Genomic DNA, 15,069 nt, shown 5'->3' with positions numbered 1-15,069 from the left:
AGGAAGATGACGGGACACCGGAACGCCCGTCAGCGGAGGCGGGTGAGGGCAGGGGACGCCACGAAGGACGTCTCGCAGCATGCCCCATGGCACCGTTCACGCCACCCGGCCCACCGCGTTCCGCGACTTCGCCGACCTGATCAAGGACGAGCGCCGTCACCTCACCGACGTCACCGAGGTGCTCGTCCGCGAGGCCTACCCGCTCCGGTCGGCCGGCACGGTGATCTCCTGCGTCCTGCGCTGTCGCGACGAGCTGCTGCGCGCCGGGGTGCGCGCGGGCCTCGCGGACGCGGCCGACAGCATGGCGCGCGCCAGGCTGGGGATGCCCCGCCGCCGCGCCTGAACCCGGATCACGCTGCGCCGCAGCGTGATCCGCGCCCCCGACCGAGCCGCAGCGGCGCACCCCGCAGGCCGCCCCGGCCCCGGCAGGACCTTTGCCTCTAAAGCCCCTCAGGGGCCCGGACAAGGCTGGTGACGAACAGCCGAGGACCGACCCCTGAGGAGACCAGGATGCCCAAGACAGCTGCCCGTGCCACCAAGGCCGAGGCCAAGTCCGAGTCCAGGGCCGGCGCGCCGGGCTCGGCGCTGGCCCAGCGCCTGCGCTCGTTCGAGGACTTCCGGATGGGGTGGCCCCTCGCCGACCTGCTCAGTCACGAGTGGAGCGACCTGATGGAGCGGACGACCGGCCTGATCCGGATCGAGGAGACCAGCGAGGACGGCGAGATCGTGGTGCGGGCGGAGCTGCCCGGCATCGACCCCGACAAGGACGTCCGGGTGACCCTCGAGGACGACGTCCTGACCATCCACGCCGAGCGCCGCGACCAGCGCACCGAGGAGTCCGAGGGCACCCGCCGCAGCGAGTTCCACTACGGCACCCTCACCCGTCGCCTGCACGTGCCCCGGGGCATCGACCCGGACGCGATCGCCGCGACCTACCGCGACGGCATCCTCGAGGTGCGCGTCCCCGCACCGGCGCCGGCCGCCGAGACCCGGGAGATCCACGTCCACCGGGCAGAGGGCTGACGATGAAGGGCCACAAGGGGGACCGGCTCATCCTGGCGGCGAACCGCACCGAGGGCGCGGTCCGCGACGGCGAGATCCTCGAGGTGCGTGGCGCGGGCGGCGAACCGCCCTACCTCGTGCGCTGGAGCGACGGGCACACGGCGCTGGTGTTCCCGGGCCCGGACGCCATCGTCCACGCCCCCGACGAGGACCTGCACCACCGGGGCGGCGGCGCGCCCGAGCCCCGGACGCCGCTGAAGCAGTGGCAGGTGACCATCTCCCTGTACGAGCAGGGGGATGACACCGACGCCACCGCGGTGCTGGTCGCCGGTCCCGACACGAAGATGGCGTCCAGGGGGCACAGCCACCGGGCCACCGACGACCACCCGACGACCGCGATCGGCGACGAGGTCGCCGTCGCGCGGGCCCTGCGCCACCTGGCCGACACCCTGCTGGCGACAGCCGAGTCGGAGATCGAGGCCGCGACCGGCAAGGACGCCTTCGTGCGCCCCCTCTGAGGCGCGCGGCGCACCGGAGGGTGACAACGACAGCGATCGACACCGACGGCGACGGGAGGACCACGATGATGGGTTGGGGTTGGCACGGCGGCGGCTGGTTCGCGGTCGGCCTCGGGCTGCTCGGGGTCGTCGCCCTCCTCGCCATCGTGGTGTTCGCGTTCGTCTCGATCACGGGCGGGTCGGTTGCGGGCGGGACGCACGCGGTTCCCCCGCTCGCCGGACCGGGCTACGGTCCGCCGGCCCCGCCGAGCGAGGCAGAGCGCATCCTGGAGGAGCGGTTCGCGCGGGGCGAGATCGACGCCGAGGCCCTTGCCAGAGGCAGGGAGGCGCTCCGCCGCCGCTGAGCCGGACGGCGCTGCCGTCAGGTCGTATCGCCGGGCCCGGGGTGCCGCTGAGCCCGGCGTCCCGCTGAGCCCGGCGTCCCGCTGAGCCCGGCGTCCCGCTGAGCCGGACGTGAACACGGACGTGAACGTCGTCAGGGCGTGGACGTCCCGTTGTTGCGGGTGGCCCGGCGGCCGTTGCCGGCCTCGTCCTGACCCAGGTGCGTGGCCGCGAAGACCGCCGCCTGCGTGCGCCGCTCCATGCCGAGCTTGGCCAGCACCGCGGTGATGTAGTTCTTCACCGTCTTCTCGGCGAGGAACATCGCCTCGCCGATCTGGCGGTTGGTCAGGCCCTCGGCGACGTGCTCGAGGATGCGCCGCTCCTGCGGGGTCAGCGTGCGCAGCCGCGGGTCGGCGCCGCGGTCGGCCTCCCAGCTGCGCCGCACCCGCTGCGCCACGGCCGGGTCGATGAGCCGCTCCCCCGCCGCGACCCGCCGGATCGCCTGCACCAGGTCCTGGCCCTTGATGTCCTTGAGCAGGTAGCCGGCCGCGCCGGCCAGGATCGCCGTCGCCAGCGCGTCCTCGTCGTTGAACGAGGTGAGGATCAGCCCCTGGATCGAGGGGTCCACCGAGCGCACGTCCCGGCACACGTCCAGCCCGGACCCGTCCGGCAGCCGCGCGTCGAGCAGGGCCACGTGGGGCCGCAGCGCGGGGATCCTCCGGGTGGCCTCCTGGGCCGAGCCGGACTCGCCGACGACCTCGATGTCGGGCTCCATCTCCAGCAGCTCGCGCAGGCCGCGGCGGACGATCTCGTGGTCGTCGAGGAGGAACACCTTGACCGTCATGACACACCTCTTCGCATCGTGCCTGTGCTCCATGATGGCTCCGCCGAGGGCTCGGCGTCCCCGTGTACGACCAGAACGGGGCAGCTCGCGTCGTGGAGGACGCCGTGCCCGACCGAGCCGAGCACCATGCTCGCCAGCGCCCCGCGCCGGCGGCTGCCGACGACCAGCAGGGCGGCACCAGTCGCGGCGCGCACGATGGCGCGCGCCGGCGGTCCGGCCACGACCTCCCCCTCCACGACCAGACCGGTATGCCGGGTTGTCGCCTGCTCGCGCGCCGCCGCGACCACCTCCTGCGCGTGCCGGCGTTCCTGCTGGGCCTGCTCGCTCTCGTCGCCGAGGACCTCCCAGAACATCGAGACCCAGGAGGCCGGCGGCGGGTGCCAGGCACAGACCACGTCCAGCGTCGCCCCGGCGGCTGCCGCGACGTCGGCCGCGGCGTCGAGGGCCTCCAGAGAGACGGGGGTGCCGTCCACGCCGACGACGACCGGCGCGTCGGGGCCGGGCCGGTGCCGGCCGTCGCCCCGCACGACGACCACGGGGCAGGCGCACCGGGCGCTGACGCCGTAGGCCACCGAGCCCAGCAGGGTCGACGTGGCGGGGTCCAGGCCCCGGCTGCCGACGACGACCAGGCCCACCTCACGCGAGATCCGCACCAGCGCCTCGGTGGCGCCGCCGATCACGGCCTCGGTCGCGGCGTGCAGGCCCGGGAACAGGCGCAGGGCGTAGGCGGCGCCGTCCCCGGCGAGCCGCTCCGCCTCGGCATACCGTCCCTCGGTGGTGAGCGGGGCACCCTGCATGGCCCCGGAGGGCAGGACGAGGCGGTCGACCGCGCTGACCACGAGCAGCGCGGAGCCGCGGTGCACGGCCTCGGCTGCGGCCCACTCGAGGGCGGCGAGGGCCGGGACCGAGCCGTCGTAGCCGACGGCGACGTCGCGGCGCGGGTCATGGGTGCTCACGGCGGCTCCTCCTCAGGCGGTCAGGGTCGGCGGACGGGTCGGGGTCGACGCAGGGGTCGGGGTCGGTCGGCGCGTCACGGCCAGGATGCGGGTCCCGTCAGCGCGGCCGCTCACGGCCGTGAGGCGGGGTCGGTGCCGGCCATGGCCAGCCCGGGCCGGTCGTCCGGGGCCTCGCGCGGCGGGGTCACGACGAGCACGTCGCAGGGCATGCTGTCGAGGACGCCACGGCTGACCGACCCGGCGACGAGGCCGGCCAGCCGGCCGCCGGCCTTGGTGCCGACCACCAGCAGGTCGCCGGCCCGGGCGCGCAGCAGCAGCGCCGTGACCGGGTCGTCGCGGGTGATGACCAGCCGGGAGGGCACTCCCTCGGGCATCCGGACCGAGCGCATGGCCTCGTGCACGTGGCGCCAGCCGGCCGCCAGGTCCGAGCGCGCGCTCCCGCGCCCGGGGGGCAGCGCGTGCACGGCGACAAGCCGGGCACTGCGAGCGGCCGCCTCCTGCGCGGCGATGCCGAAGACGCGGGCGCTGTCCCTCCCGGCGTCCAGCCCGACGACGACCACCGGCGGCTCGCTGCCCTCCGGCAGCGGGCGCTGGGCGACGTCGGTCGCCACCAGCACCGGGCAGGTGAACATGCGGGCCAGCTCCGCGCTGGTCGAACCGAGGGAAAAGGCAAGCTGGCCGTGGACGCCGTGCCGGCCGAGGACCAGCAGCCCGGCGTCGCGGGCGGTCTCGGCGACCTGGCCGGCGGTGAGCTCGGCGGCGATGACGACCTGGGTGGGCAGCGAGGGCGCGATCTCGACGACCTCGGTCAGGGCCCGCTCGGTCACGGCCATCGCGTCGGCGAGCGCGTCGTCGGCCCCGCGGACGAGCACCTGCAACCGGTCCGGACCGGCCACCACCGACTCCACGACGCTGAGCAGGACCAGCCCCGCGCCGCGCCGCACGGCCTCCCGTGTGGCGACCCGCACGGCCTGCTGGCTGTGCCACGACCCGTCGCAGCCGACGACGACCGTGCCCTGACCGGTCCGGGCTGGGTTCATGACACCGTCCTCACGGTCGTCGGCTGCCCATGGGCGGACCGCGTGCTGCGGTCGCTCCGATGGTCGCGGCCCGGCCCCCGGTGGGGTCAGGGTCTTTGGTCCCCGGCCCCCGGGACCTCCTCCGGTCCGGACTCGTAGAAGTGCTGCACGACCACCTTGCGCGCCCGCCGGGCCACCCGTCGGTAGGCCTCGTCGAGCTCGTGGCCGGTGGCCGGCCGTCGACCCACGATCCGCCCGATCCCGTCGGCGTCGCGCAGGTCGCTGGGCAGCGAGTCGACCGGCCGGCCGCGCCAGAGCACCGCGGCGTTGCGCAGCCCGGAGGTGAACGTCCAGGCGCGGCGCAGCGCCTCGGCGTCGTCGGCGGGCAGCAGTCCCGCCGCCTCCGCCGCGCCGAGGGCCTCCAGCGTGCCCGGGGTGCGCAGCGACGGCACGTCGTGGGCGTGCTGCAGCTGCACCAGCTGCACCGTCCACTCCACGTCGGACAGGCCGCCCAGGCCGAGCTTGAAGTGGGTGCGCGGGTCCCCGCCGCGCGGCAGCCGCTCGGACTCCATCCGCGCCTTGAGGGTTCGGATGTCGCGGACGGCGGACACCGGCAGCCCGCCCTCGGGCCAGCGCACGGGGTCGACCAGCTCCAGGAAGGCCCGGCCCAGGTCGGCGTCGCCGGCCACGGGTGCGGCACGCAGCAGGGCCTGCCGCTCCCAGGTCAGTGACCACCGCTCGTAGTAGGCGCGGTAGGAGTCCAGGCTGCGCGCCAGCGGGCCGGCCTTGCCCTCGGGCCGCAGGTCGGCGTCGACGACCAGCGCCGGGTCGGGCCCGGCGGCGCCGAGCATGCGGCGCACCTCCTGCACCACCAGGGTCGCGGCGCTCTGCGCCTCCTCCTCCCCCACCCCCTCGATCGGCTGGTGGACGAACATCACGTCGGCGTCGGAGCCGTAGCCCATCTCCCCACCGCCGAGCCGGCCCATGCCGACGACGAGCAGCCGGGTCCCGAGCGGGCCGCCGCGGTCGGCCTCCACCTTGGCGACGGCGACGTCGAGCGCCGCCTGCAGCGTGGCCGCGGTCAGGTCCGTCAGCGCCCGGCCGACCCCCGCGAGGTCGAGCTGACCGGTGAGGTCCGCGACCGCGATACGGAACAGCTCCTGGCGGCGCACCACGCGGGCCGCGTTCATGGCGTCCTCGAACGTCGTGTGCCGCTTGACCGCGGCGCCCATCGTCGTGAGCAGGGCCTCGCGGCTGCGCGGGGTCAGCCCGCCGGCGTCGCCGAGGATCGCCACCGACTCCGGCGCGCGGGTCAGCAGGTCGGCGGCGAACCGGCTGCGTGCCAGGACGTGAGCGAGGCGCTCGGCGGCACTGCCCTCGTCGCGGAGCATCTTGAGGTACCAGTGGGTGGTGCCGAGGGACTCGCTGATCCGGCGGAAGGACAGCAGCCCGGCATCGGGGTCGGCCTCGTCGGCGAACCACTGGAGCATGACCGGCAGCAGGGTGCGCTGGATTGCCGCGCGCCGGCTCACCCCGGTGGTCAGGGCCTCGAGGTGGCGCAGGGCGCCGGCGGGGTCGCGGAAGCCGAGGGCGGCCAGCCGGGCGACGGCCGCCTCGGGGGTCAGCCGCGACTCGGCGGAGCTGAGCCGGGCCGCCGCCGTGAGCAGCGGCCGGTAGAACAGCCGCTCGTGCAGTCGGCGGACCTCGCGGGCCTGCTGCTGCCATTGCGCCACCACGGATTTCGCCGGCTCGCGACGGTGGCCGATGGCGCGGCCGAGGCGCCGCAGGTCCGGCTCGGCGGTCGGCATCAGGTGGGTCCGGCGCAGCCGGAAGAGCTGGATGCGGTGCTCGAGGGTGCGCAGCAGCCGGTAGGACTCATCGAGCACCGCGGCGTCGTCGCGGCCGACGTAGCCCCCGAGCGACAGCGCGGCCAGGGCCTCCAGGGTGGTCCCGGAGCGCAGGGTCTCGTCGGCCCGGCCGTGCACGAGCTGGAGCAGCTGCACGCTGAACTCGACGTCGCGCAGGCCGCCCGGCCCGAGCTTGAGCTGGCGGGGGGCCTCGGCCGGGGGCACGTGGTCCTCGACCCGGCGGCGCATGGCCTGTACGTCCTCGACGAAGTTGTCCCGGCTCGCCGCCTGCCACACCAGCGGCCGGACGGCGTCCATGTACTCCCGGCCGAGGTCGGGGTCCCCCGCGACCGGACGCGCCTTGAGCAGCGCCTGGAACTCCCAGGTCTTGGCCCAGCGCTCGTAGTAGTGCCGGTGGCTGGCGACCGTGCGCACCAGCGGGCCCCGCTTGCCCTCGGGGCGCAGGGCGGCGTCGACCGGCCAGAGCGTGCCCTCCGGCGTCGAGGCCGAGCAGGCCCGCATCAGGCCGGTCGCCAGCTGCGTGGCCCAGGCCAGCGCCGCGTCCTCGTCGGCACCCTCGGCCGGCTCGGCGACGAAGATGACGTCGACGTCGCTGACATAGTTCAGCTCGCGCCCTCCGGCCTTGCCCATGCCGATGACGGCGAACCGGCAGCCGGGGTCCTCGCCCTCGGCCCCGGCCTCCTCACGGGCGATGGTCAGGGCGGCCTCGAGCGCGGCGTCGGCGAGGTCGGCCAGCGCCTGCGCGGTGAACGGCAGCTCGACCACGGGGTCGTCGGCGGTCAGGTCGAGGGCGGCGATGCCGAGCAGCTCGCGCCGATAGGCCACGCGCAAGGCGTCGTATGCCGTCCGCCCACCGCGCTCGGTCACCGCCAGGACCATGGACGCGCGCCGCTGCTGCGGGGTGCGCCGGCCGGCCTCGGCCGCGTAGACCCAGTCGCCGGGGTGGCTGACCAGGTGGTCGATGAGGGCCGAGGACGAGCCGAGCAGCGCCAGCAGCCGGTCGCGGGCCGGCCCGGCGTGGCGCAGGGCCGCCAGCAGGTCGCGGACCTCGGGGCTGCCGTCCTCGTGGTCGGGGTCGGTCGCCCGCAGCGCCTCCATCAGCCGGACCAGGCCGAGCAGCGCGAGGTCGGGGTCGGCGACCTGACCCAGCGCATCGGGCAGGCCGTCGGCGAAGACGTCGTCGAAGGGGTCGGTGAGCCCGGCCAGCGCCGGGTCGGAGAGCAGCTGCTCGGCCCGGGCCGGCTCGGCGAAGCCCAGGCGGGCCAGGCTGCCGGCCCTGCTGGTGGCCCGCGAGGAGGTGCTCATGGCACCAACCTATTCCAGGCGCAGCGAGCCTCGCGGTAGTGGCGATCACACCCACGTGGTGAAGGGTTGACCACACCCGGGTGTGGTCAACCCTTCACCGAAGCCGACCAGGTCGGCTCAGAGGCGGGGCAGGTAGCGCTCGAGCTCGAACGGCGTGACCTGGTTGCGGTAGTCGTCCCACTCGGCCCGCTTGTTGCGCAGGAAGAAGTCGAAGACGTGCTCCCCCAGCGCCTCGGCGACCAGGTCGGAGCGCTCCATCAGCGCGATCGCCGAGTGCAGCGAGGTCGGCAGCGGCTGGATGCCCATGGCCCGGCGCTCGGAGTCGGTGAGGGTCCACACGTCGTCCTCGGCCTCGTCGGGCAGGTCGTAGCCCTCCTCGATGCCCTTGAGGCCGGCGGTGAGCAGCACCGCGAACGCCAGGTAGGGGTTGCACGCCGAGTCCAGCGAGCGGACCTCGATGCGGGTGCTCTGCCCCTTGGACGGCTTGTACATCGGCACCCGGATCAGGGCGCTGCGGTTGTTGTGGCCCCAGCAGATGTAGGCCGGCGCCTCGCCACCGCCCCACAGGCGCTTGTACGAGTTGACCCACTGGTTGGTCACGGCGGTGATCTCGGCGCCGTGGCGCAGCAGGCCGGCGATGAACTGCCGGCCCACCTTGCTCAGCTGGTAGGGCGCGCCGGCCTCGTAGAAGGCGTTGCGGTCGCCCTCGAACAGCGACAGATGGGTGTGCATGCCCGACCCGGGCTGGTCGGTCAGCGGCTTGGGCATGAACGAGGCGTAGATGTCCTGCTCGAGCGCGACCTCCTTGATGACCGTGCGGAAGGTCATGATGTTGTCCGCGGTCGAGAGCGCGTCGGCGTAGCGCAGGTCGATCTCGTTCTGCCCCGGGCCCATCTCGTGGTGGCTGAACTCCACCGAGATGCCCATGTTCTCCAGCATGGTGATCGCCGCGCGGCGGAAGTCGTGGGCGGTGCCGTGCGGCACGTGGTCGAAGTAGCCGCCCTGGTCGACCGGCACCGGCGGCTGCCCCTTGCTCATGGGCCGCTCGAAGAGGAAGAACTCGATCTCGGGGTGGGTGTAGAAGGTGAACCCGAGGTCAGCGGCCTTGGACAGCGCCCGCTGCAGCACGTGCCGGCTGTCGGCGAAGCTCGGCGAGCCGTCCGGCAGCGTGAGGTTGCAGAACATCCGCGCGGTGCCGGGGCTCTCGCCGCGCCACGGCAGCACCTGAAAGGTGCTGGGGTCCGGCTTGGCGAGCATGTCGGCCTCGTAGACCCGGGCGAAGCCCTCGATCGCGCTGCCGTCGAAGCCGATCCCTTCCGCGAAGGCACCCTCGAGCTCGGCCGGGGCGACCGCCACGGACTTCAGGGTGCCGAGCACGTCGGTGAACCACAGCCGCACGAAGCGGATGTCCCGCTCCTCGATGGTGCGGAGGACGAACTCCTGCTGACGATCCATGGTGTCGATCCTGCCTCAAACGGGTTTCCGGAGTGTTACGTGACACGGCCCGGGCGCTCAGTGCGCCAGGACCGCCTGGGCGGCGTTGTGGCCGGGGATGCCGCTGACGCCGCCACCGCGGCGCGCCCCCGCGCCGCAGACGAGCACCTTCTCGTATGCCGTCTCGACGCCCCAGGTGCCCACCTCACCGTCGGTCTCCGCCCAGGGCCACTGCAGCGAGCGGTGGAAGATGTTGCCGGCGGGCAGCCCGAGGTCGGCCTCGAGGTCCAGCGGGGTGCGGGCCTCCAGGCACAGGTTGCCCTCGCCGTCGCGGAGCAGGACGTCCTCGATCGGTTCGGCGAGAACGGAGTTCAGCGACCGCAGGGTGGCCTGCAGCGCCTCCTCCCGGCGCGCCTCGTTGTCGTGGCGGAACAGCCGGGCGGGCATGTGCAGGCCGAAGAGGGTCAGCGTCTGGGCGCCGGAGGCGGCCAGGTCCGGGCCGAGGATGCTGCGGTCGGAGAGGCTGTGGCAGTAGATCTCGCACGGCGGCAGCTCGGGCACCTCGCCGCGGGCGGCCGCGGCATACGTCTGCTGGAGCTGCTCCCAGCCCTCGTTGATGTGGAACGTGCCGGCGAACGCGCCGGCGGGGTCGACCGCGGCGTCGCGCAGCCGGGGAAGCCGCGACAGGAGCATGTTGACCTTGAGCTGGGACCCCTCGGGGGCCTCCTCGGTCGCGACGGGGGCGGCGCCGGTCGCGGCGAGCAGCCGGTTGAGGACGACGGGGGCGACGTTGGCCAGGACCGAGCCGGAGGCGGTGACCTCGTGCTCGAGGCCGTCGGCACCACGCCACGTGACGGTGCCGTCCGGGTCGAGCGCCACGACGTCGGCGCTGGTGGTCACGGTGGCGCCGGCGTCGAGGGCGGCCCGGGCCAGGGCGCCGGTGACCGCGCCCATCCCCCCGACGGGCACGTCCCAGTCGCCGGTGCCGCCGCCGATGAGGTGGTAGAGGAAGCACCGGTTCTGGGCCAGGGAGTCCTCGTCGAGGTCGGCGAAGGTGCCGATGAGGGCGTCTGTGGCCACGATGCCGCGCACCGTGTCGTCGGTGAAGGTGTCCCGCAGGACCTCACCCAGCGGCCGCTCGGCCACGGCGGACCAGAGCTCGTCGTCACCGACGAGGCCGCGCACGTCGGCGGCCGCGCGCAGCGGCTCCAGGACGGTGGGGAACATCCGCTGGGCCAGCTCGTGCATGCGGCCGTAGAACCGTTGCCACTGCTCGTACTCCGCGTCCGAGCCGGTCAGCGCGCGGAACGCCGCGCGGGTGGCTGCCTCGTCGCCGTTGTCGACGAGCAGGCCACGCTCGGGCGCCCCGGGGACCGGGGTGAAGGAGGAGAACCGCCGCCGCACCAGCGTCAGGTCCAGGCCGAGGTCGCTGATGACCTGCCTCGGCAGGAGCGAGACGAGGTAGGAGTAGCGCGAGAGCCGGGCGTCGACGCCGGGGAACGCCTGGGCGGACACCGCCGCGCCCCCGACGTGGTCCGTGCGTTCGAGGACCAGCACCCGGCGGCCCGCGCGGGCGAGGTAGGCCGCCGCGGTGAGCCCGTTGTGGCCGGCACCGATGATCACGTCGTCGTAGGTCACGGTCGCGACCCTAGGGCGTGCCGGCCCCGCACCGCTCGTCCGTCCGTGGGACGGGGGGACGTCCCCGCCGGGTGATGGCCGTCCCGACGGGTGGATGCCGCCCCTCGGCAAACCCGTTACCGGCGGGTAACCTCGCCGCGTGGCTGACTCCTTCTTCACCCCCACGGACGACCCGCACACCTGGCAGCCCACCCGGGCGACCGTCGGCCCCTGGGCCGCGACGATGCAGCACGGCGGGCCGCCGTCGGCGCTGGTCGTGCGCGAGGCCGAGCGCCTCGGCGCCGCGGCCACCGCGGGGCCCCTGGACGCGCTGCGGGTGAGCCTGGACTTCTTCGGCCCGGTGACGACCGACCCGGTCCGGGTCACCGGCGAGGTCGTCCGGGCGGGCCGCAGCGTCACCCTCGTCGACGTCCACCTCGAGCAGGACGGCCGCACCGCGCTGCGCGGCAGCGTCTGGCTGGTCCGCCGCTCCCCCGACGGCTCCGTCCCGGTGGTGCCCGGCCCGGACGCCGGCCTGCCGGGTCCGGAGGAGGTCAAGGCCTTCGACCTGTGGGACTTCCCCTACATCGAGCACATCGAGTGGCGGACCGTCCTGGGCTCCGCGCACGAGCCGGGCCCGGCGCAGGTCTGGGCCCGGCCCCTGGTGCCCCTCGTGCCCGGCGAGGAGCCCTCCGGCCTGCAGCGGGCCGTCCTCATCGGCGACTCCGGCAGCGGCGTCTCGGCCGAGCTGGACTGGGCGGACTGGTCCTTCGTCAACGTCAGCCTGGACGTCCAGCTGCTGCGCGCGCCGGCCGACGACTGGCTGCTGCTGGACGCCCGGACCCGGCTCGCCGGCACGGGCACCGGCCTGACGCTGACCACGCTGCACGACCGGTCCGGGGTGTTCGGCCACGTGGGCCAGAACCTCGTGGTGGGACCCCGCGGCTGAGCCCACCCCGAGTGGGCCTTATCACCACAAACGCGACATACTCACCCGACGCCATTCACGATGCGCCATTCACGATGGATGACAGGGGTTTCCTCACGTGCCGCTTCCCAACTGGTCGCGCCTTCGCCTGCCTGCGCTCTCGCGCATCCGGGTCCCGGCCGGCTCCCCCCTCCGGATGCCTGACCTCTCGCGCATCCGGGTCCCCGACCGGCCCGTGATGGCCGTGCCCGGCTGGATGCTGACCCCCCAGGGCAAGCTCGGCGTCATCATCCTGGTGAGCCTGCTCGGCGGTGTCATCGGCGGCGCCGCCGTCGTGGCGGTGACCCGGCCGCACACCGCCGAGACCGCGCACCTGTCACCCGTGCCGGACCCGGTCGCCTCGACCACGTCGGCCCCGGTGAAGAAGCCGGCGCACAAGAAGCACACGGCGGCGGTGACCTCGGCCCCCGCCACCACCACGCACCACCGCGAGCAGGCCCAGCCCGCCCCGGTCTCCACCCACGCTTCGAGCGCGCCCACCACGGCCGAGGCACCCTCCGCGCCCCGGCCCTCGACGCACCCGTCCCCTTCGCCGAGCACCAGCCCGACGTCGCGTCCCCCGCTGATCCCGCTTTTCCCCTAGAGCCGCACCCGACGTCGCGCCCCCTGGGGCTGTGACGGACGGCTGCGGCCGGACCCGACCGCGGCGGTGACCACCCGGCATACCCCTCTGCCCTGCAGGACGAGGTATGCCGCGTGGTCGCCACCGGGGCATGCGCAAGGCCCCCGGGGTTGAACCCCGGGGGCCTTGCGTCGTGCCGGTGGGCGACTACTTGGCGAAGGTCACCCAGACCGACATGTCGTCACCGTTGCTGCTGGTGTCGGCGACGGTCATGCGGGTGCCGGTGCCGGCGACCTGCACCGAGTTCCACGGGTTCTTGGCCGACCAGTAGCGCATCGGGTCCGAGTCGTCGAACGTCGGGATCGCCGGCTGCGAGGCGACCGTGGTCGGCACGCCCAGGCGGTGGAAGGTGACCGCGTCGGTCGCCTCCTGGCCGAAGGTCGCGTCGAACGGCTGGCGCCGGTTGCCGAGCATGCGACCGTCGGCGAAGGTCACCGGGGTCGGGCGGGCGTCGACCTGGAGCACCTGGCCGTGGCCGGGGTGCACCGAGGTGTTGTTGTCGGTGAACTCACCGTCGACGTAGCTGACGAGCAGGCCGTTCTGGTAGGGGAAGCGCTCGACCCAGTTGGGGTGGGCAGCCGCGTCACCGAAGTTGTACGGACCGGTCTTCAGCGTGGCGTCGTAGCCCGCGTAGTTGCGGTTCTCCGCCAGGTAGAACTGCGGCACCGTGACGTCGGTCGAGCCACCCATGCGGGTGAACCCGTCGGCCGTCCAGCCGTTGTCGCCGTTCTCGACGTCGTCGGTCAGGACCGGGGCGCCGTTGACCGTGACGGTGATGTCGTCCAGGAACGGACCCTTGAGGTGGACACCGCCGTCGGTGGCGTAACGGAAGCGGAACAGGACCTTCTGGCCGGCCCATTTGGACAGGTCGTAGGTCAGCGTGGTCCAGTCCGTGCTGGTGCCGGTGACCGGCGGGGCCGCGTCGGCCCACGTCGTGCCACCGTCGGTGGAGACCTCACCGGAGAGGAAGTCGTAGCCGTCCTCGATGTCGTACCAGGCGGCCGTCGTCAGCGAGGCGGTGCTCGCCGAGGTCAGGTCGATGGCGCGGGTCAGCGTGGTGTTGAGGCCGTCCGCCGAACCACCCCACCACTCGGTGGCACCCGAGTGGGGCGTGTTGTAGTCGGTGTGCACGTCCTTGTCGGGCAGGTTGACCAGGATCGCCTGCGGCGTGTTCTTGCCGTCGCGGTCGGCCGGGCCGAGCTTGACCTTGGTGTTCGTGCCGTAGTCGACCTTCTGGTAGTCCAGCCAGCCGAGCTGCAGCTTCTCCCAGGCCGCCTCGTAGCCCGGCTTGGTGCCGATCGAGTCGGTGCCGTCGTTGAGCCACGAGCCGCCGCTCATGATGGTCCAGAAGCCGGTGCCGTTGTCGCCACCGTTGGTGTCGTAGAGGTCCGGCAGACCGAGGTCGTGGCCGAACTCGTGGGCGAACACGCCGAGGCCACCGTTCTCGGGCTCGGTCGTGTAGTCACCGATCCACAGGCCGGAGTCACCCAGCGGCACGCCGCCGAGCAGGTTGCCGGCAGGGCCGGTCTTGCCGGCGTTGGTGGAGTAGGCGTACCAGCGGTGCGACCAGATGGCGTTGGCGCCCTGGGCACCACCGCCGGCCTCCTCGCCCGCACCGGCGTGGATCGCCTGGAAGTGGTCGATGTAGCCGTCGGGCTCGTTGAAGTTGCCGTCGTGGTCGTAGTCGTAGCGGTCGACCTTGTCGAACTGCGCCAGGTAGGCCTTGATGTCGGCCAGGGACTTGCCCTGCTTGACCTGGTCGGCGTACCACGCCGCGGCGGTGTCCTTGATGTAGTTCCAGTAGCCGTCGGCGTTGTTCTTGGCGCCGTAGCGGGCCTCGTTGAAGGGCACCGTGACCCAGTCGCTGACGTCGCCCTTGGCGAGGAACCGGCCGTTGGACTGCTTGGTGTAGAAGTCCTTGAACGAGTCCGTGGCCCCGAACATCATGTCCAGGTAGTGCTGGCGGTTGAAGTCCTGGGTCCAGTACGTCGAGTTGTCGTCGGCCGTGCTGCCGTCCCAGTTGCGGTCCGGCGACGGGATGCTGTTGCGCACCGGGCCGGGCGTGGAGTCGAAGCGCGGGTCGGTCTGCGTCCCGAAGTTGGTGAGGACCGTGAAGATCGACTCCTCACGGTTGACGTCGTACTGGACGAACTTGTCCTTCTTGCCGTACTTGCCCTTGGGCACCCGGATGACGCGGTGGCCGTTCCGGGTCTCGAGGGTCGCCTCGCCCTTGACGAGCTTTGTGACCGCCTCCTCGCGCAGGGTGTCCTGCTGCTGCCCCATCGGGCTGGTCAGGTTGTCCTGCTGGTGGGTCGAGCTCTGCGGCTCGGGGTCGGCCTGCGCCGGGATCGCCTGCGCGGGTGCCTGGACGGTGGCCATGGCGACGGCGGCGACAGCCACCCCCGACAGGACACTCCAACTGCGTCGTCTCACAAATCCTCCTGGGAGTCCCCACAACACGTGCGCACGTTTTCTGGACGCACAAGTGGGGATGCTCACATGCAACGCACAGGAACCGGACAGGCGACAGGCAAAGACTTCGACAAGGTTGAGTCAGCCCCCGGCATGCCGTTGG

General features: G+C 73.4%; 13 protein-coding genes. 6 read left to right on the top strand and 7 right to left on the bottom strand.

Annotated elements, in window-relative coordinates; translation table 11 throughout:
- The first annotated feature begins 79 nt into the window (after window positions 1-79).
- The 4 genes from AC3ANM_RS19400 to AC3ANM_RS19385 all read left to right on the top strand — a co-directional run bounded on the left by AC3ANM_RS19400 (window position 80) and on the right by AC3ANM_RS19385 (window position 1,864).
- On the top strand, window positions 80-343 hold the full coding sequence (locus tag AC3ANM_RS19400) for a hypothetical protein (protein WP_488286049.1): 264 nt from the start codon (window positions 80-82) through the stop codon (window positions 341-343).
- Between the two features lie 167 nt (window positions 344-510).
- Window positions 511-1,023, top strand: a complete 513-nt coding sequence (locus AC3ANM_RS19395) for an Hsp20/alpha crystallin family protein (RefSeq protein ID WP_488286048.1) — start codon at window positions 511-513, stop codon at window positions 1,021-1,023.
- 2 nt (window positions 1,024-1,025) lie between these two features.
- Window positions 1,026-1,520: a dsRBD fold-containing protein gene (locus AC3ANM_RS19390; protein WP_488286047.1), complete on the top strand. Its 495-nt coding sequence runs from the start codon at window positions 1,026-1,028 to the stop codon at window positions 1,518-1,520.
- A 20-nt stretch (window positions 1,521-1,540) separates the two neighbouring features.
- Window positions 1,541-1,864, top strand: a complete 324-nt coding sequence (locus AC3ANM_RS19385) for an SHOCT domain-containing protein (RefSeq protein ID WP_488286046.1) — start codon at window positions 1,541-1,543, stop codon at window positions 1,862-1,864.
- Between the two features lie 131 nt (window positions 1,865-1,995).
- On the opposite strand, the gene AC3ANM_RS19380 is transcribed toward AC3ANM_RS19385, so the two are convergent.
- From AC3ANM_RS19380 to AC3ANM_RS19355, 6 genes are all read right to left on the bottom strand, one after another.
- Entirely contained in the window at window positions 1,996-2,685 is a 690-nt protein-coding gene (locus AC3ANM_RS19380; protein WP_488286045.1) for a response regulator, read from the bottom strand.
- Window positions 2,682-3,641: a universal stress protein gene (locus tag AC3ANM_RS19375; RefSeq protein WP_488286044.1), complete on the bottom strand. Its 960-nt coding sequence runs from the start codon at window positions 3,639-3,641 to the stop codon at window positions 2,682-2,684. The genes AC3ANM_RS19380 and AC3ANM_RS19375 overlap by 4 nt, the downstream gene beginning before the upstream one ends.
- A 110-nt stretch (window positions 3,642-3,751) precedes the next feature.
- Window positions 3,752-4,681: a universal stress protein gene (locus AC3ANM_RS19370; protein WP_488286043.1), complete on the bottom strand. Its 930-nt coding sequence runs from the start codon at window positions 4,679-4,681 to the stop codon at window positions 3,752-3,754.
- 86 nt (window positions 4,682-4,767) lie between these two features.
- Window positions 4,768-7,833 (bottom strand): bifunctional [glutamine synthetase] adenylyltransferase/[glutamine synthetase]-adenylyl-L-tyrosine phosphorylase, encoded by a 3,066-nt coding sequence (locus AC3ANM_RS19365; RefSeq protein ID WP_488286042.1) that lies wholly within the window; start codon window positions 7,831-7,833, stop codon window positions 4,768-4,770.
- Between the two features lie 117 nt (window positions 7,834-7,950).
- Entirely contained in the window at window positions 7,951-9,288 is a 1,338-nt protein-coding gene (gene glnA / locus AC3ANM_RS19360) for a type I glutamate--ammonia ligase (RefSeq protein WP_488286041.1), read from the bottom strand.
- A 57-nt stretch (window positions 9,289-9,345) separates the two neighbouring features.
- On the bottom strand, window positions 9,346-10,905 hold the full coding sequence (locus tag AC3ANM_RS19355) for a phytoene desaturase family protein (RefSeq protein WP_488286040.1): 1,560 nt from the start codon (window positions 10,903-10,905) through the stop codon (window positions 9,346-9,348).
- A gap of 139 nt (window positions 10,906-11,044) precedes the next feature.
- Between AC3ANM_RS19355 and AC3ANM_RS19350 the strand changes: the two genes are divergently transcribed.
- Window positions 11,045-11,833: a thioesterase family protein gene (locus tag AC3ANM_RS19350; RefSeq protein WP_488286039.1), complete on the top strand. Its 789-nt coding sequence runs from the start codon at window positions 11,045-11,047 to the stop codon at window positions 11,831-11,833.
- A gap of 175 nt (window positions 11,834-12,008) precedes the next feature.
- Complete coding sequence (locus AC3ANM_RS19345) at window positions 12,009-12,455, top strand: hypothetical protein (RefSeq protein WP_488286038.1); 447 nt, start codon at window positions 12,009-12,011, stop codon at window positions 12,453-12,455.
- 186 nt (window positions 12,456-12,641) lie between these two features.
- Here the strand turns inward: AC3ANM_RS19345 and AC3ANM_RS19340 are convergent, their stop codons facing one another.
- Window positions 12,642-14,927: an immune inhibitor A domain-containing protein gene (locus AC3ANM_RS19340; protein WP_488286037.1), complete on the bottom strand. Its 2,286-nt coding sequence runs from the start codon at window positions 14,925-14,927 to the stop codon at window positions 12,642-12,644.
- Between the last annotated feature and the right edge of the window lie 142 nt (window positions 14,928-15,069).

Source organism: Oryzihumus sp. JJN4-3R, assembly GCF_057747915.1.
Note: the sequence above shows the minus strand (reverse complement) of the source record. Positions and strands in the feature narration are given on the sequence as shown.